The following is a 16,274-nucleotide window of genomic DNA, read 5'->3' on the forward strand; positions in this document are numbered from 1 at the left end:
CCTCCTGGATGTGTGGGTACGTTAAGAGGTACGTTCGTACCCTGTCAATTACCGCAGTGTCCGATCCCTGTGACCTCACCGCGCTCCCGGACGCGAGAAAACGCGTGGGCGTCCCGCACGGTCCTGGCCCGTGCGGGACGCCCACGCTGTCGGTCACTGCTGGGTGAGGGTGACCTCGTCGCAGTAGCCGTCGCCGCTTCCGGAGACGAGGTGGCAGTAGATGCGGGCGGAGGTCACGCCCGCACCCGTGGTGAAGGTCGTCGACTGTTTCGAGTAGGTGCTCGACGTGGTCGAGGCGCTCGTGACGGCGGTGCCGTTGTAGAGCTTGGCCTCCAGTGCCGTGGTGGTGCCGGCGGTCTGGCTCGCGAGGGAGCCGGTCAGCCGGTAGGTGGTGTTCGGGGTGAGGCCGGTGACGATCTGGAACAGGGAGCCCGAGCTCAGGGACGCGTTGGCCAGCCCGGCGGCGTTGCCGTTGGCCGCCGTGCTCGTGAGCGAGAAGTCGCCGTTGCGCCAGGGCACGGTGTGACCGGACTCGAAGTTGCCGTTGATCGCGTAGTTCCTGACGGGGGTGACGGCCAGGTCGTCGCAGTAACCGTTGCCCGCACCCGAACTCTTGTAGCAGTACAGCCGCACGGTGTTGTTCGTCGCCCCGGTGGTGAAGTCGGCGGAGACGTACGTCCACGAGGTGCCGCTGGAGCTCGCCAGCGTTTCCAGACCCCCGGTGTTCTTGACGCCGACGTTCATCACCTCGCCGGCGACGGCCGACTTCACCCAGCCCGAGACGCGGTACGTCGTCCGGGGCGCGACCGGGACGTACTGCTCCAGCGAGGCGGGCGACGGCCCGACACGCGCCGCGTAGGTCCCGGAGTGCGCACCGGAGTTCACCACCGAGGCGGAGTTCCACGCGCTCCACCCCGAGGTCGTGCCCTTCTCGAAGCCGAGGTTCTCGTTGGCGAGACAGGTCGCGTCCGAGGGCGTGCTGAACTGGTCGGCGCCGATGTCGGGTGCGCAGGTGGAGGGGACGGTCGATCCCCAGTAGTCCTTGCCGCCGTTGTTCGGGACGACGACTCCCGCGCCGATGGCGGGGGAGGACGCGGTGAGCTGGTAGCCCGTGACGCTGCCGATGCCCGTGCCGCCGCTGCCGGGCGAGGCGAGCTGCGGATCCGCCGTGATCTTCCCCGGGTCGGCGGGCTCACTGGCCGGGTGGTTGCCGTAGAAGAGGTTGTTGCGCCAGGCGAAGTTCGAGGCCGGCTGACCGGACGTGTAGACGTAACCGCCGCTGCCCAGGTTGTAGATGATGTTGTTGGCGAGCGTGAGGTCGTTCCAGGCGCCGGTGACCTCGAGGACGTTGGCGGTGGATCCGGACGGGATGTAGATCGTGTTGTTGTAGAACGCGGAGTCCTGCGATCCGTCCATCGTGATGGCGCGCAGCAGGTCGTTCTCGCTGACGTTGTAGCGGACCACCGCGTTGCTCGCGAGGTGTGATCCTCCGCCGCAGCCGCAGAAGAGGATGAACCCTCCCGCGTTGTCGTGGCTGTAGTTGTACTGGACGACGGTGCCGTCCTGCCCGTAGTCGACGTCGAAGCCCTGGCCGTCGGAGTTCCCGGTGTTCTTCTGGGTTCCGTACGCCTCGTTGTACTGGATCACGGTGCCGTCGGAGTCCCAGGCCCAGATACCGGCGTTCGCCGCGTTGGTGGCCTTCGCCGCGTTGTAGACGACGTTGTGCTCGATGAGGGCGTTCTGCGACATCTGGACGACGATGCCGTCGCCGTCCGTGTCGTGGACGGTGTTGTTGTGGACGACGACACCGGTCCAGGGAGTCCAGACGGGGTTGTTGCAGCCTATGGACGGCCGGCAGAGCCAGGTGCTGGACATGTTGATGCCGCTGCGGGCGACATTGGCCACCGTGTTGCCGTCGATGTCGACGTCGTTGAAGGCGCTGGGGGAGGAGGTGCCGATGACGGAGAAGAGGATGCCGGCGCTGCCGTCGACCTCCTTCGACTGGTTGCCGTTCACGTCGTGGACGTTGAGGTTGCTGATCTTGTAGTGGTCTCCGGTGCCGTAGTTCTCGAGGACCACGTAGACGCCGCGTCGCGCGTTCGCGCCCTTCACGGCGCCGGTGTTGGTCACCTCCAGATCGGAGATCTCCCAGTACTCCTGGTTGTACAGGTAGATCGCGTCCGTGCCGCCGCCCCCGGCGATGACCGGCAGGGCGCCGGTGCCGTAGGCGCTCATGGTGATGGATCCGCCTGCGGCGCTGCCCGATCCCAGCGGGTGGAGCAGGCCGGTGCAGGTGGTCCCCCGCTTGAACAGCAACTGGTCGCCGGGGGCGAACGTCGTCGCGTTCGGGCCCGCCAGTGAGTTCCACGGCGAGGAGGAGGTGCCGGTCCCGTTGGACGCCGCCGAGCAGTCCACGTAGTAGACCGAGCCCGCCGCGTGGGCCGGCGCGGCCGGGGTCAGGGCCACCGCGGCGCAGGCGAGCAGCAAGGTGACGACCGCGCCTGCGAACAGCCGTCTGATCTCTGCGAGTTGTCTCATGGTGCTTCTTTCCGTACGACGTTGTCGGAAGGGGTGGAGGAGGGGTTCGCCGTGACCTTGCGGAGTGCGGCGACGATGGCCTGCGTCGGAACGGCCTGGTTCGACCAATCGGCGACGACGTGTCCGTCGACACCGATCAGCAGGGTGTGGAGCTGTCCGTCCGTGGACAGTCGGGCGTCCACGGAGGCGGAGTCCGCGGCGACCACGAGGTGGGGCGGGAGGGCCCAGTTCGCCGCGAAGTTCTGGAGGGCCGCGTCGGTCGTGTGCCCGTCCGAGTCGGTGACGAGGACCCGGACGCCGGGGTACTGGAGCGCCACGCTCTTGAGCGACGGGATCTGGCTCCGCGCCGCCGCCCCGTCGACGTCGCCCTGGTCGTCGACGGGGAGCGCCGAGACGACGGTCGGGCCGGACACGGAGATCCGGTTCCCGTCGAGCAGGGTCACACCGGAGTCCGCAGGCACTTCGGCCCGGCAGGCGGTGGCGAGCAGGAGCGCGGCGACGAACGGGATCATCCCCACCCGCAGGACCGCCCTCACCGGACCGGTCCTTGGACAGGCAGGACGGGCGCTTTCAGCTCCTCGTCGCGGTCGCAGACGAGGGTGTCCCCGTCCACCCGCAGCCGGGCGACCTGGATCGAGCTCCGGCGGTCGTCGTGGTGGCCGTGACGTCCTCCGGGGCCGTCGTCGGACCGCCCCGGATGGGTGAAGTAGAAGACGAACGCGCCGAGTTCGCTGACGACGACATCGGCGTGGAAGCCGTACGAGCCGTCGTCGCGGCCGTGCCCGGGACGGTCAAGGACGAGTCCCCGCGGCTCCCAGGTCTCCAGATCCCGTGACTGAAGTACCCGCAGACCGTGCCACTCGTCGACGAGCATCCACCAACTGCCGCCGAACTCGAAGACGTTGGGACCTTCGTGCTCCGAGCAGTCGACCGCGGGCCCTCGGACGGTCCACCGCGTCAGGTCGGGGCTGTCCGCCGCGTAGGTGTGCCCGTGGTCGGCCTCGTCCTTGTACCACATGCGGTAACCGCCCGCGGGAAGCGGCACGACGCAGGCGTCGATCACCCTGTCCGACGACAGCGACAGGGTGGAGCGGTAGGTCCAGGAGAACAGGTCGTCGCTCGTGTAGTGGCGGATCACCCGTGCGTGGCCCGCCCATTGGGTCGGCACACCGCGGATCACGCTGACGAACATGTGGTACTCGGTTCCGTCGTCGATGATCTCGGGGGCCCAGTAGGTGTGCCGTCCCGGCTCGATGTCCAGCCCTTCGGCGACTCCCCGGTACAGCCAGGTGGCCCCGCCGTCCGAGGAGGACGCGATCCCGAGGTCGCTCCCGTGCACCCAGCTCACGTCGTCCATCGGCGGCGCGTCGGCGCGACGGCTGGTGTAGAACATCCACCACTCGCCGGCGTGCCGGTTCCAGACGACGGTGGGGTCGGTCGCCCCGTCGTGCACCGGGTCGCGGAACAGGGGGCGGGCCACGGCGGTCATCGGCTCTGCCCTGTCAGGCGGATCATGTTCCAGGAGAGGGGCGCCAGTTCGGCCTCCAGGACGCCGCCGGTGACGACCGTGCCCGTGGCGGGCTGCGGGGTGACCCGGTCGGGCCGGTCCGCGGTGTTGGCGGCCTCCGGGTCGGCGTCGGCCAGGACGAGGTGCTCCACCACGGTGTGGGCGTCGACACCGCGCAGGTCGACCTTCAGGGGCAGGGCGTCCGTCTGGCTGCGGTTGACCGTGAAGACGGTGAGGTCACCGGTCTCGTCGTCGATCACCGCGGTGGCGTGCAGCAGCGGCACCTCGCCGAAGCGGGCGGTGGGGTACGTCGGGCTGTCCACCTCGACACGCAGCACCCGCCCGCGCCCGTACGCCGACGCCTGGGCGAAGGGGTAGAACGTGGTCTGCCGCCACGCCGCGCCGCCGGGCTCGGTCATGATCGGCGCGATGACGTTGACGAGCTGCGCCAGGGAGGCGGAGGTGACGCGGTCGGCGTGCCGCAGCAGCGAGATGAGCAGCGAGCCGAAGACCACCGCGTCGGTGACGGTGTAGACGTCCTCCAGAATGCGCGGCGCCTGCTGCCACTCCTCCACGGCGTGCGGGTTGGGCCGCTTCTGGTACCAGACGTTCCACTCGTCGAAGGAGAGGTTGATCCGCCTGTCCGCCTTCAGCCGGGCGCGGACGTGGTCGCAGGTGGCGACGACCGACTCGATGAAGTGCTCCATGTCCACGGCCGACGCGAGGAAGGAGCCGCGGTCCCCGTCGATCTCCTCGTAGTAGGCGTGCAGGGAGACGTAGTCCACCAGGTCGTACGTCTCCTGGAGGACGGTCGACTCCCAGGAGGCGAAGGTCGGCATCGAGGAGCTGGAGCTGCCGCAGGCGACCAGTTCCAGACCGGGGTCGTCCTGCCGCATGGCGCGGGCGGTCTCGGCGGCGATCCGGCCGTACTCCTCGGGGGTCTTGTGCCCGGTCTGCCAGGGGCCGTCCATCTCGTTGCCCAGGCACCACATCCGGATGCCGTACGGCTCCTTGCCGCCGTGGGCGATACGGCGGTCGGAGAGTTCGGTGCCGCCGGGGTGGTTCGCGTACTCGAGGAGCCGTACGGCGTCCTCCACACCCCGCGTGCCGAGGTTGACGGCCATCATCGGCTCCATGCCGGTCCTGCCGCAGAACTCCATGAACTCGCCGAGGCCGAACTCGTTGGTCTCCGTGGACTTCCAGGCCAGGTCCAGCCGGGTCGGCCGCTCCTCGCGCGGGCCCACGCTGTCCTCCCAGCGGTAGCCCGAGACGAAGTTGCCGCCGGGATAGCGGACGGTGGTGACGCCGAGCTCCCGGACCAGTTCCAGGACGTCCTGGCGCAGGCCGTCCGCGTCGGCGGCGGGGTGGCCGGGCTCGTAGATGCCGGTGTAGACACAGCGGCCCATGTGCTCGACGAACGACCCGTACAGACGCGGGTTGACGCTGCCGACCGCGAAGGCCGGGTCGAGGGTGAACGTCGCGGGGGTGGTGCCGGGGTGGGACATGGTTGCCTTTCGAGCAGGTACGGGGAGAGGTCAGAGCGCCAGGGCGCAGACGACCGAGGGAGCGGAGAGCGGCGGGTGGGGCCGGGCCGGGGTCCCGTCGTCCAGGACCCGCAGGACGGCGAGGGAGCCGCTGTGCTGGTTGGCCACGAGCAGATGACCGTCCACCAGGGCGAGACCGCGGGGCCAGGCGCCGCCGGCGGGGACCTCGGCGAGCGGCTTCAGGGTGGTGCCCTCGAGCCGGAACGCGGCGACCGTGTCCGCGCCCCGGTTGGTCACCCACACGAAGCGCCCACACGGCGAGGCCACGATCCCCCCGGGCTGGTTGACGACGCCCTCGGCCGTCGTGGCGGGTACGGAGGAGAGAGCGGTCAGGGTGCCCGTACCGGCGTCGTAGCGGTGGCAGGTGACGGTCGAGGACAGTTCGTCCGCGCTGAACACCAACTCACCGTCGGGGGAGAAGGCGAGATGGCGGGGGCCTGATCCCGCGGCCATCGGGGTCACCGCCACCCGCTCCAGGGTTCCGGCGCGGGTGTCGAGCCGGTAGGTGAGGACCGCGTCCGCCCCCAGGTCGGTGGCCAGCACGAACCGGCCCGCCGGGTCGACGAGCACCTGATGGGCGTGGCTGCCCTCCTGCCGTCCGGCGACCGGCCCCGACCCCTGGTGGACGACGAGATCGGTCGGCTCCAGCACGCGTCCGTCCGCGCCGAGCCGGTGCACCGCGACCGTGCCCGGCGCGGTGTCGCTGCCGTAGTTCGCGGTGAACAGCCACGCGCCGTCCGGGTGCACGGTGAGGTGGCACGGGTTCGCCCCGCCGCTGCTCATCGGGGAGCCCAGCGGGGACAGCCCGGTGCCGTGGGTGAGGGCGCTGACGGTTCCCGCCTCGGTCTCGTTGGTGCTGTAGACGACCGGAAGCGACGGGTGCGCCGCCAGGAACGAGGCCCCGCTCACGGGCAGCGGCTCGACCTCGTCGTACGAGAGGCGGCCGGTGGTGGGATCGAGCCGGAGGGCGGCGATGCCTGGACCGTCGCCGCCGGAGTCCTGGGTGTAGGAGCCGGTGAGGACGGTGCGGGGGTCGGTGCGCATGGGTGGTCCCGGGAGGTTCATGGGGCGGGTGGAGGAGGTCTCAGCGGACGATGTCGTCGTGGTGGTCGAGGAGTTCCAGTTCGGAGCGCCGGGGCAGCCCCTCCCAGTCGCCGGCGGTGCTCACCGCGAAGGCGCCCAGCAGGGCCGCTGTCCTCAGCCGCCGTTCCGGGAGCTCGCCCGCGAGCAGTTCGGCCAGGTAGCCGGCGGCGAACGCGTCTCCGGCGCCCACCGTGTCGTGCACGTGGACCGGTACGGCGGGCTGCCGGTACGACAGTCCGTCGAGGAGGGCGTACGCCCCGTCGGCACCGAGCTTGATCACGGCCCCGCGGGGGCCCAGGCCGCAGATGCCCTTGGCGAGTTCCTCGGGCCCGTCGGCGTCGGGCACCATGAGCGCGGCCTCGTGCGGTCCCGCGAAGACCAGGTCGCTCCTGCGCAGCAGGGGCAGCAGGATCGCCCGCGCCTCTGCCTCGCTCCACAGCAGGGAACGGAAGTTGACGTCCAGCGAGATCGTCACGCCGGCCGCGGCGGCGATGTCCACGGCCCGGGTCACGGCCGCGGCGGGACCCTCCCCGAGCGCCGGGGTGATGCCGGTGATGTGCAGAACGGCCGCCCCCGCGACGACGTGCCCGGGGACGTCCTCGGCGGTCAGCCGGGCTCCGGCCGTGTGGGTGCGGTAGTAGCGCGTACGGCTGCGGGCGGAGGTACGGCGTTCCTTCAGCAGCAGGGAGGTGGGAGCGGGGTCGCGGGTCGCGACGGTGGTGACCCCTTCGGCCCGCAGTTCCCGCAGGACGAGGTCGCCGAGTTCGTCGTCGCCCACCCGGCCGATCCAGGTGGCGGATCCGCCGAGCCGGCTGATCCCGATGGCGACGTTGGACTCGGCTCCGGCGATGCCCAGGCGCAGTCTCGTACCGAGCGAGAACGGGCCGGGCTCGCGGGCCGCCATGACGGCCAGCACGTCGCCGAGGGTGACGAGGTAGGGCTCGTCGGACGGGAGTGAGGAGGCGTTCATGTGCTCACCTCCCCGGCTGGAGCGGTGGTGCGTACCGCGTCCAGCAGGGTGCGGGCCCTCGCGGTGAGGTCGCTCAGTGCCCGCGGAGTCGGGTCCCGGTCCGCCCCGCGCAGCAGCGGGGAACCGACACCGACCGCGCGGGCGCCCGCGTCCAGGTAGCTCCGTGCCTCGTCGAGGCCGACGCCGCCGACGGCGACGAGGGGGATGTCGGGCAGCGGGGCGCGCAGGTGGCGCAGATGGGCGGGGCCGCCCGTGCCCGCGGGGAACAGCTTGACGGCGGCGGCCCCGGCCTGCCACGCCTGGGACACCTCGGTCGGTGTCCAGGCGCCCGGGTAGCACGGGATGCCCCGGTCGGCCGCGCTCCGGATGACGGCGGTGTCCACGACGGGGGCGACCAGGAACTCCGCTCCCGCCGCCAGGGCGTCCCCGGCCTGCCCGCCGGTGATCACGGTCCCGGCGCCGACCGCCACCTCGGACCCGAGCTCCGCCCGGACGGCGGCCAGCGCGTCCAGCGCTCCGGCGGTGGTCAGGGTGATCTCCAGGCAGGTGACCCCGCCGGCCGCGAGGGCCCGGGCCACCGCGGGCAGCTCGGAGGCGTCGGCCGACCTGAGGATGGCCATGACCCGGGTCCGGCCGAGCTGCGGGGTGAGAGGGGGACGCTCCGTCATGACCCCACCGCCGCAAGGGGTATGGCGGTCGACTGGGTGTCGGTCATGCGAAGTTCCTTTGCTACGAGGTGCGTTGCTGGACGCGGGTCACTTGAGCCCGGAGGTGGCGGCGCTGGTGACGAAGCCCCGCTGCACGATGAGGAACAGCGCCAGCACCGGGACGACGTACATCACGGCGCCCGCGGCGACCAGGTTCGGCAGCGGCGAGCCGTGCGCGTTGACGTAGCCGTAGGCGAGCTTGACCGCGAGCGTGGTGTGGGCGTCGTCCAGGAGCAGGGCCGGCGCGATGTAGTCGCCCCAGGTCCAGCTGAAGGAGAGGATCAGGCTGGTGGCGATGACCGGCCAGGACTGCGGCAGGAAGATCCGCCAGAAGATGCGGATCTGCCCGCAGCCGTCGACGATCGCGGCCTCCTCCAGCTCCTTGGGCATGTTCGAGAAGAACTGCCGGAACAGGAAGATCAGGTACGGGGCGCCGCACAGGCCCCACAGCACCCACGGCACATAGGTGTTGGTGAGGTGGATCTTGGCGAACAGCAGATAGGTCGGGATGAGGGTGAGGACCTGCGGCAGCATCATCGTCGACAGCAGCACCGAGAAGATCAGCCGCTTGCCGGGCGCCTGGAGACGGGCGAAGCCGTAGCCGGCCCACGCGGAGGCCAGGGTGACCAGGACGGCGTAGAGGGTGGCGATCGTCAGGGAGTTGCGGGCGTAGCCGAAGTAGTCGATCTCGGTCAGGGCCTCCCGGAAGTTGCCCAGACCGGGGTGGTGCGGCCACCAGTGGATGGGCAGCGCGCGCAGCTCGGCGGGAGCCTTCAGAGCGGTGTCCAGCAGCCAGGCGAACGGGCCGAGGAAGAGGACCACGGCGCCGACCAGCAGCACGTAGACGGCACTTCTGCGGGGGAACACCATCACTTGCCTCCGATCGTGCGCGGGCGGGAGGGCTTGTCCGGCTCTGGGGCGACCGAGTAGAAGACCGCGCCCCTGCTGAGCCTGAAAACGAGGAAGGTGATCGCGACGATGATCAGGAACAGCACCCAGAGCATCGCCGAGGCGTATCCGTAGCGGCCGTTGGCGAAGTACTGGGCGAACACGTGGATCATGAACAGGTAGTTGCCCTCGGGGACCGCCGAGACGCCCCTGGGGGTCGGGTCGAGGGAGATCAGCAGCGGCAGGAAGCTCTGGACGGCCGCGATGATGCCGGTGATGACCTGGAAGAACAGCACCGGGGACAGCATCGGGACGGTGATCTTGTAGAAGGACTGCCAGGCGTTCGCCCCGTCCATGCGGGCGGCCTCGTGGAGCTCCTTGGGGATGTCCTGGAGCCCCGCCAGCGAGATGATCATGGCGTTGCCGCAGCCCCACAGCATCAGGGTGATGAGGACCCAGCGGGCGTAGGGGTCCATCAGCCAGGCGACGCCGTTGATGTCCAGGGCGTCGAGGACGCCGTTGGCGGCGCCCGAGTCCCGGTCGAAGATCAGCTTGAAGGTGAGGGCGGCACCGACCGGCGGCACCACCGCGGGCAGGTACAGCAGGGTGCGGAACAGCCCGCGGGCCCGGACCGGCTGGTTGACCAGGACGGCGAGCAGCAGCCCCGCCGCGATGCTCAGTGGCACGGTGATCGCGGTGAAGACGCCGGTGCGGGCCAGCGAGGACAGCGTCTCCGGGTCGGTCAGGACCTCCCGGTAGTTGTCCAGGCCGACGAAGCGGGAGTGGTTCGACAGCCCGTCGGAGTTGGTCAGGCTCAGCCACAGCGCGTAGCCGAGCGGGAAGGCCGTCAGGGTGAGGAAGCCCAGCACCCAGGGTCCGGCGAACACGTAGAAGGAGAGGGCCCGGCGGGTGGTCAGCGAGGTGCGCCGGCGCCCGGCGTGCGCGGGGGTGCGGGGCCCGGGCCGGGCGGCCGGCTCCCCGGAGGGAGACGGCGCGCCCGGCGTGGTGATCTGATCGGTGCTCACCCCACGAGCTCCTTGCCCTGGGCGAGCTGCTCGTTCATCCGGGAGTTGAGGGTGTCGGCGACCTTGCCGGCCGATGTCCCGGACTTCACGGCACCCGGCAGGACCTTGCTGAGCACACCCTCCAGGGCGGCCTGCTGGGCGTACGGGGTGAAGCTGAGGACGGAGAAGTGCGGCAGCTCCTGCTCCTGCACCTGGAAGGCCTGCTTCTGGAAGGCGCTGGTCTGCGGCATCTTCGCGCGCAGCGACTTCAGCGAGGGGATGCCCCAGCCGCTGGCCGCGCGGTCCTGGGCGGGCTTGCCGCCGAAGTACCACTCGAAGAACTTCCAGGACGCGTCCTTGTTCTTGGCGTCCCGCGGGATCCAGAACCCGGTGGCGCCGAAGCAGGAGCTGACGCGGTGGCCGCCGAACTGCGGGGCGGGCGCGAAGCGGGAGACGTCGGCGAGCTTGGGGTCGGCGCCGATCAGTCCGCCGAACCAGTAGCCGTTGCAGCTCATCGCCATCCGGTTGGCCTGGTAGGTGGGGCCGTCCCAGCCGTCCGGGTTGGGGTTGACGACGTTCGGGCCTATGTCGGCCTTGGCGTAGTCCAGGTACCACTGGAGCGCCTTGAGCGCCTCGGGGGAGGAGAAGTCCACGGTGGCCAGGTCCTCGGCGAACAGGCTGCCGCCGGCCGACGCGGTCATCCCCATGAGCTGCGGGAAGACGCCCATGCCGGTGGCGTTCAGGCCGTACACCTTCACCTTGCCCAGGCGGCGCTTGACCAGCTTCTTGCCCAGGTCCAGCCACTCGTCGTAGGAGACCGGCTCGGTGGCGCTGGGCGCGTCCAGCTCGGCGGCCTCGAACATGTCGGTGCGGTACCAGAACATGGAGTCCTGCGAGTAGTCCTTCGCCATGCCGTAGCGCGGTCCGGCGCCCTGCTGCTTGCCGTCGTAGCGCCAGGTGTCGTTGACGGGGTCGAGGTCCGAGGTCTTGAGCACCGAGCTCTTGGCGAAGTACGGGTCCAGGTCCGTCATCAGGCCGCGGGCCGCGAAGTAGGGGGTCTCGGTGGCGCCGAAGCCGCGGACCACGTCCGGCGGGTTCTTTGCGGCCAGCATGGCGTTGAGCTTGGTGGCGTCCCAGATGATGACGTTGAGGTTCATCCCCAGCGCCTCTTCGGCGGCCTTGAGGGCCTTCTTGTCCCACTCGTTCTGCACCGTCATCACGGTGAGCGTCGTCTTGCCGTTCGCGGATCCGCCCGTGCCGTTGCTGACGGAGCCGGCGCAGGCGGACACACCGGTCGCGGCGAGCGCGGTTCCGGCGGAGAGGGCGAGGAAGCGCCGTCTGTCGAGGGACGTGGACATGGGCATGGTGAGGGCCTTTCGTGGCGGGACGTGCGCGGTCGCGAGAGGTGCGCGGCTGCGGGACGTACGGCGGCTGCGGGACGTAGGGCGAAGTCCATGGCGGCATGAGGGGCTGCCGCGAGAAGCGAGCGGGCGAGCACGGCGGCCGGTGGTGCACCGGCGGCTTGCTCGGGGGTGGTGCGAGATGCCCGGACCGGGCGCGGCTGTCTGCGTGGACAGTGCGCGAACGGTGGTCGGGGGACCGCGAGTGCGACGGTGGTCGCGTGCGCGGTGAGACCCGAAGGTGACTCCCCGGCCGCTGCTGACGGGGAGTCAACTGTGGCCGACATCTAGTCAAACCGATATGACCGATTTGTAAAGTTCAGCTCAGACTTGTCGCTTATTCCGGCCTAGGGAAACCGGTTGACTGAAACTTTCGCGAACGTTAAGTTGCGTTTCCAGAAGGTGTCAAGTGGCCAGAACGCGTCACTCTGAGTCCCCCGCAGCGGACCAGGGCAACGCCCACCGAAGAGGGGGAGCACGTGCCGGAACAGCCTGTCCGGGCCAAGCTCGTGGATGTGGCACACGCGGCCGGGGTCTCCAAGGCCACCGTGTCGAAGGTGCTCAACGGCCGCGAGGACCTGTCCGTACGGCCGGAGACGCGCCGGCGTGTCCACGAGGCCGCCGAGGCGCTCGGCTACCGGCCCCACTCCGGGGCCCGGGCCCTGGCCGGAGCCAACACCCACGCGCTGGCCCTGCTGATCCCCGCGCTCGCCAACCCCACCTACGTCACCATCGCCCGCGGTGCCTACCAGCGGGCCCGCGAACTGGGCTATCTCTCCCTGCTGGCCGAGGACTTCGACGGGCAGGAGGCCGACGAGTCCTTCAACGACCTCGTCCAGGAGGGCAGGGTCGACGGACTGCTCATCGCCTCGGCCCGCCCGGGTCACCCCCTGCTGGACGCGCTCAGCCGCAGCGCGGTCCCCCACGTCTTCCTCAACCGCTCGGTCGAGGGCTCCGGCCGCAACGTCACCATGGACGTCGCCCGCTCCAGCGTGACGGCACTCGACCACCTGTACGGCCTCGGCCACCGCGCGATCGGCCACATCGCGGGTCCCCCCGGGATCACCCCCAGCGAGGTCCGCAAGAAGGCGTTCCTCCAGCACGCCGGCACCCTCGGCCTGGACGCGGCGCCCGTCGCGTCCGGTGAGTTCACCGAGGACGGCGGCGGGGCCGCCGCCCGGGAACTGCTGCGTCCCGCCGGCGGTGACGGGCGGCCACCGGTCACCGCCCTCTACACCAGCTCGCTCGCCCAGGCGATAGGCGCCATGGCCGCGATCAGGGACCTCGGCCTCAGGATCCCGGAGGACATCTCCGTCGTCGGCAACGACGACCTGCCCGTGGCCGCGCACCTCAGTCCCCCGCTGACCACCGTCGCGATGCCCCTGCACGAGCTCGGAACCGCCGCAGTGGACGCCCTGGTGGCCACCATCGAGGGCAAGCCGACCGGGGACGTCGTCGTACCGACCGAGCCGCTCCTGATGTTGCGCGCCTCCACGGCCGGACCGGCAGAACCAGGAGGAACGCCATGACCGTCGCCGCGCCGGCCCGCTTTACCGGCCGTACGGCCCTGCTCACCGCGGCCGCCTCCGGAATCGGGGCGGCCACCGCCCACCGGCTGGCGGCGGAGGGCGCGTCCGTCATGGTCACCGACGTGGACGCCGAAGGCGCCCGGCGCGTGGCCGAGGAGATCCGCGCCGGGGGCGGACAGGCGCGGGACCGGCGCCTCGATGTCACCTCGCCGGGGGAGTGGGCCGCCGCCGTCGCCGAGGCGGGGGCCTGGACGGGACGCCTGGACGTGCTCCATCTCAACGCCGGCCGGAACCTGCCCGGAGCGGCCCACGAACTGGACGACACCTGCTGGCACGACCAGCTGCGGCTCTCCCTCGACTCCGTGTTCTACGGGGTCCGGGCCGCGGTGCCGCTGCTGAGCACGGCCAGGGGCGCGGTGGTGATCACCTCGTCCGTGCACGCGGCCATCGGCTTCAAGGGCTACCCCGCGTACGCGGCCGCCAAGGGCGGGATCGACGCCCTCGTCCGCCAGCTGGCCGTCGAGTACGGAGGCCGGATCAGGTTCAACGCCGTCCTCCCCGGAGCCGTGGTCACCGCCCTGTGGGCCGAGGTGCCCGAGGAGTACAAGGCCCGGACCGCCGCGCGCACCCCGGTCGGCAGGCTCGGGGCCCCCGAGGACATCGCCGCCGCCGTCGCCTTCCTCGCCTCCGATGACGCCGCGTTCGTCACCGGCCAGAACCTGCTCGTGGACGGCGGCCGCAGCATCAGCTCCCAGGAGTAGGCCACCGGCCTCACCCGGTCCGGGCGCCGACCCGCCCTGCCCGCCGCGCCCACGCCCGACTCACCCCTCAGCCCTCGCCCCTCAGCCTTCACCGAGCCCCGGCCCGGCACCAGGCCGTACACAGCACAGCACCCGGAGGTCCACCCCATGAAGATCACTGGATACGAAGTCTTCCTCGTCGAACCGCGCTGGCTCTTCCTGCGCATCGACACCGACGAGGGCATCTCCGGCTGGGGCGAGCCCATAGTCGAGGGCAAGGCCCACACCGTCGCCCGCTGCGTCGAGGAGATGTTCGACTACCTCCTCGGCCAGGACCCGGCCCGCATCGAGGAGCACTGGCAGGTGCTCGCCAAGAGCGGCTTCTACCGCGGCGGAGTCGTCCTCAACAGCGCCCTGGCCGGAATCGACCAGGCGTTGTGGGACATCGCGGGCAAGACCCACGGCGTCCCGGTCCACCAGCTGCTCGGCGGCCATGTGCGGGACCGGGTGCGGGTCTACGGCTGGGTCGGCGGCGAAACCCCCGAGGAGCTGGCCGAGTCGGCGGCCGCGCAGGTCGCCAAGGGGATGACCGCGGTCAAGCTCAACCCCTGCGGGCAGCTGGAGCCGCTGGCCACGCCCGCCGCGATCGACGCCATCGTGGCCGGCGTGAGCGCGGTCCGCGAGGCCATCGGGCCGGACCGCGACCTCGCGCTGGACTTCCACGGCCGGTTCAGCGGGGCGATGTCCCGCCGCGTCCTGCCCTTCCTGGAGCCGCTCCTGCCGCTCTTCGTCGAAGAGCCCGTGCTGCCGGAGTTCTCCCAGGACCTCGGTGCCGTGGTGCGCTCCACCTCCATCCCCGTCGCCACCGGCGAACGGCTCTACTCCCGCTGGGACTTCCGCTCGGTGCTCTCCGACGGCATCGCCGTGGCCCAGCCCGACATCAGCCACGCCGGCGGCATCTCGGAGACCCGTCGCATCGCCGCGATGGCGGAGGCGTACGACGTCCTGGTGGCCCCGCACTGCCCGCTCGGCCCGATCGCCCTCGCCGCCAGCCTCCAACTCGACTTCGCCATCCCTAACTTCCTCATCCAGGAACAGGCACTGGGCATCGGCTACGGCGACAGCAGCGGCCTGCTGGACTACCTCGCCGACACCACACCCTTCACGTTCCGCGACGGCTACATCGACCGCCCGACCGCACCCGGACTCGGCATCACCATCGACGAGGACGCGGTCCGCGCCGCTGCCGAACGCGGCCACCGCTGGCGCAACCCGGTCTGGCGCAACACCGACGGGTCACTGGCCGCCTGGTAGCCACACCCCGGCGGCGAGGCAAGGCGACGTTCCTCACAAGGGTGCCGCGAGGTGCGCGAGTGTAGAGTGAAGAACGCCCTTGACCTGCAGAAAGCAGGCAGGGAGCCGACTTCGGGAGTCCAAAGTGCTGCGTACTCTGCTCAAGTCCAAGATCCACCGCGCCACCGTCACCCAGGCCGACCTGCACTACGTGGGATCGGTGACCGTCGACGCGGATCTCCTCGATGCCGCCGACCTGTTGCCCGGTGAGCTCGTCCACATCGTGGACATCACCAACGGTGCCCGGTTGGAGACGTACGTCATCGAAGGCGAGCGCGGTTCGGGCGTGATCGGTATCAACGGTGCCGCCGCCCACCTCGTCCACCCCGGGGATCTGGTGATCATCATCAGTTACGCTCAGGTGACCGACGCCGAGGCGAGGGCACTTGAACCCCGGATCGTGCACGTGGACCAGGGCAACCGTGTCATCGCGCTGGGTGCCGACCCGTCCGAGCCGGTACCGGGTTCGGACCAACTGCGCAGCCCGCAGGCGGTGTCGGTCTGACCGCGTTCGACGACCTTCGGACCAGGAGCGTGCCCATGAGCGACATCGAGATCCGCGACGACCGACAGGCCGGGCGTCTGGAGGCCTTCGGGTCCGGGGGAGGCGAAGTCGTCGGCCACATCCAGTACTTCGTCCTCGAGTCCCCCGAGCGCGCCCTGGTCCCGGTCCACACCATCGTCGAACCGGCCCACGAGGGCCAGGGCATCGCGGGCTCCCTGGCCCGCGAGCTCTACGGCATCGCGGCGCGCGAGGGCGTCACGGTCGCGCCCCTGTGCCCGTACGTCGTCAAGTGGGCCGAACGCCACTCCGACGAGGCCCCCGCGGCCACCCCGGAACTGCTCCGCGCGGCAAAGCAGTGGCTGGCGGCCAACCCCGAAGGCTTCTGAGCGGACGGGGCGAGTGGCGGCGTCCGGGGCGCGTCCCGGTTCGGCTGCGGAGCCGCGGGGCGGTCGCCCTACCGGGGCTCCCGCACCGGCGGCTGGCCGGAGACACCGGTCCGCCGCCCC

General features: G+C 70.8%; 15 protein-coding genes. 5 read left to right on the top strand and 10 right to left on the bottom strand.

What is annotated here, in order from left to right; genetic code table 11:
* Positions 1 to 153: 153 nt before the first annotated feature.
* The 10 genes from AC2XR2_RS38610 to AC2XR2_RS38655 all read right to left on the bottom strand — a co-directional run bounded on the left by AC2XR2_RS38610 (position 154) and on the right by AC2XR2_RS38655 (position 11,599).
* Positions 154 to 2,538 (bottom strand): carbohydrate binding domain-containing protein, encoded by a 2,385-nt coding sequence (locus tag AC2XR2_RS38610; RefSeq protein ID WP_491517634.1) that lies wholly within the window; start codon positions 2,536 to 2,538, stop codon positions 154 to 156.
* Positions 2,535 to 3,074: a hypothetical protein gene (locus tag AC2XR2_RS38615; RefSeq protein WP_491517635.1), complete on the bottom strand. Its 540-nt coding sequence runs from the start codon at positions 3,072 to 3,074 to the stop codon at positions 2,535 to 2,537. Before AC2XR2_RS38615 ends, AC2XR2_RS38610 begins: the two co-directional genes overlap by 4 nt.
* A complete protein-coding gene (locus tag AC2XR2_RS38620; protein WP_491517636.1) occupies positions 3,071 to 4,027 on the bottom strand; it encodes a glycosyl hydrolase in 957 nt (318 codons plus the stop codon). The genes AC2XR2_RS38615 and AC2XR2_RS38620 overlap by 4 nt, the downstream gene beginning before the upstream one ends.
* Positions 4,024 to 5,550, bottom strand: a complete 1,527-nt coding sequence (gene arfA / locus AC2XR2_RS38625) for an arabinosylfuranosidase ArfA (RefSeq protein ID WP_491517637.1) — start codon at positions 5,548 to 5,550, stop codon at positions 4,024 to 4,026. The genes AC2XR2_RS38620 and arfA overlap by 4 nt, the downstream gene beginning before the upstream one ends.
* Positions 5,551 to 5,580: 30 nt before the next feature.
* Positions 5,581 to 6,633: a lactonase family protein gene (locus tag AC2XR2_RS38630; protein WP_491517638.1), complete on the bottom strand. Its 1,053-nt coding sequence runs from the start codon at positions 6,631 to 6,633 to the stop codon at positions 5,581 to 5,583.
* Positions 6,634 to 6,673: 40 nt separating this feature from the next.
* Positions 6,674 to 7,642 (bottom strand): sugar kinase, encoded by a 969-nt coding sequence (locus tag AC2XR2_RS38635; RefSeq protein WP_491517639.1) that lies wholly within the window; start codon positions 7,640 to 7,642, stop codon positions 6,674 to 6,676.
* Entirely contained in the window at positions 7,639 to 8,310 is a 672-nt protein-coding gene (locus tag AC2XR2_RS38640) for a bifunctional 4-hydroxy-2-oxoglutarate aldolase/2-dehydro-3-deoxy-phosphogluconate aldolase (protein WP_491517640.1), read from the bottom strand. The genes AC2XR2_RS38635 and AC2XR2_RS38640 overlap by 4 nt, the downstream gene beginning before the upstream one ends.
* An 87-nt stretch (positions 8,311 to 8,397) precedes the next feature.
* Positions 8,398 to 9,219, bottom strand: coding sequence for a carbohydrate ABC transporter permease (locus tag AC2XR2_RS38645; protein WP_491518577.1), 822 nt, complete (start codon positions 9,217 to 9,219; stop codon positions 8,398 to 8,400).
* A complete protein-coding gene (locus AC2XR2_RS38650) occupies positions 9,219 to 10,262 on the bottom strand; it encodes a carbohydrate ABC transporter permease (RefSeq protein WP_491517641.1) in 1,044 nt (347 codons plus the stop codon). The genes AC2XR2_RS38645 and AC2XR2_RS38650 overlap by 1 nt, the downstream gene beginning before the upstream one ends.
* Entirely contained in the window at positions 10,259 to 11,599 is a 1,341-nt protein-coding gene (locus tag AC2XR2_RS38655) for an extracellular solute-binding protein (RefSeq protein WP_449351917.1), read from the bottom strand. The genes AC2XR2_RS38650 and AC2XR2_RS38655 overlap by 4 nt, the downstream gene beginning before the upstream one ends.
* Before the next feature lie 521 nt (positions 11,600 to 12,120).
* Between AC2XR2_RS38655 and AC2XR2_RS38660 the strand changes: the two genes are divergently transcribed.
* The 5 genes from AC2XR2_RS38660 (at position 12,121) to AC2XR2_RS38680 (ending at position 16,154) form a co-directional block, all read left to right on the top strand.
* Positions 12,121 to 13,170: a LacI family DNA-binding transcriptional regulator gene (locus AC2XR2_RS38660; protein WP_491517642.1), complete on the top strand. Its 1,050-nt coding sequence runs from the start codon at positions 12,121 to 12,123 to the stop codon at positions 13,168 to 13,170.
* The gene (locus AC2XR2_RS38665) at positions 13,167 to 13,931 is read left to right on the top strand and encodes an SDR family NAD(P)-dependent oxidoreductase (protein WP_491517643.1); all 765 of its coding nucleotides are present in this window, start codon (positions 13,167 to 13,169) and stop codon (positions 13,929 to 13,931) included. Before AC2XR2_RS38660 ends, AC2XR2_RS38665 begins: the two co-directional genes overlap by 4 nt.
* 147 nt (positions 13,932 to 14,078) lie before the next feature.
* Positions 14,079 to 15,224: a galactonate dehydratase gene (gene dgoD / locus AC2XR2_RS38670; RefSeq protein ID WP_491517644.1), complete on the top strand. Its 1,146-nt coding sequence runs from the start codon at positions 14,079 to 14,081 to the stop codon at positions 15,222 to 15,224.
* A gap of 124 nt (positions 15,225 to 15,348) precedes the next feature.
* Positions 15,349 to 15,768, top strand: coding sequence for an aspartate 1-decarboxylase (gene panD / locus AC2XR2_RS38675; RefSeq protein ID WP_330263003.1), 420 nt, complete (start codon positions 15,349 to 15,351; stop codon positions 15,766 to 15,768).
* 35 nt (positions 15,769 to 15,803) lie between these two features.
* Positions 15,804 to 16,154, top strand: a complete 351-nt coding sequence (locus AC2XR2_RS38680) for a GNAT family N-acetyltransferase (RefSeq protein WP_491517645.1) — start codon at positions 15,804 to 15,806, stop codon at positions 16,152 to 16,154.
* Positions 16,155 to 16,274 lie beyond the last annotated feature (120 nt).

This window comes from Streptomyces sp. LS-MS-L19 (assembly GCF_058382285.1).

Bases quoted from the DNA above. Each gene is read 5' to 3' on its own strand.
- AC2XR2_RS38665 (WP_491517643.1), top strand. From the start codon at position 13,167: ATGACCGTCGCCGCGCCGGCCCGCTTTACCGGCCGTACGGCCCTGCTC.
- AC2XR2_RS38655 (WP_449351917.1), bottom strand. From the start codon at position 11,599: ATGTCCACGTCCCTCGACAGACGGCGCTTCCTCGCCCTCTCCGCCGGA.
- AC2XR2_RS38680 (WP_491517645.1), top strand. From the start codon at position 15,804: ATGAGCGACATCGAGATCCGCGACGACCGACAGGCCGGGCGTCTGGAG.
- AC2XR2_RS38620 (WP_491517636.1), bottom strand. From the start codon at position 4,027: ATGACCGCCGTGGCCCGCCCCCTGTTCCGCGACCCGGTGCACGACGGG.
- arfA (WP_491517637.1), bottom strand. From the start codon at position 5,550: ATGTCCCACCCCGGCACCACCCCCGCGACGTTCACCCTCGACCCGGCC.
- AC2XR2_RS38635 (WP_491517639.1), bottom strand. From the start codon at position 7,642: ATGAACGCCTCCTCACTCCCGTCCGACGAGCCCTACCTCGTCACCCTC.
- AC2XR2_RS38640 (WP_491517640.1), bottom strand. From the start codon at position 8,310: ATGACGGAGCGTCCCCCTCTCACCCCGCAGCTCGGCCGGACCCGGGTC.
- AC2XR2_RS38630 (WP_491517638.1), bottom strand. From the start codon at position 6,633: ATGCGCACCGACCCCCGCACCGTCCTCACCGGCTCCTACACCCAGGAC.
- AC2XR2_RS38645 (WP_491518577.1), bottom strand. From the start codon at position 9,219: ATGGTGTTCCCCCGCAGAAGTGCCGTCTACGTGCTGCTGGTCGGCGCC.
- AC2XR2_RS38610 (WP_491517634.1), bottom strand. From the start codon at position 2,538: ATGAGACAACTCGCAGAGATCAGACGGCTGTTCGCAGGCGCGGTCGTC.
- dgoD (WP_491517644.1), top strand. From the start codon at position 14,079: ATGAAGATCACTGGATACGAAGTCTTCCTCGTCGAACCGCGCTGGCTC.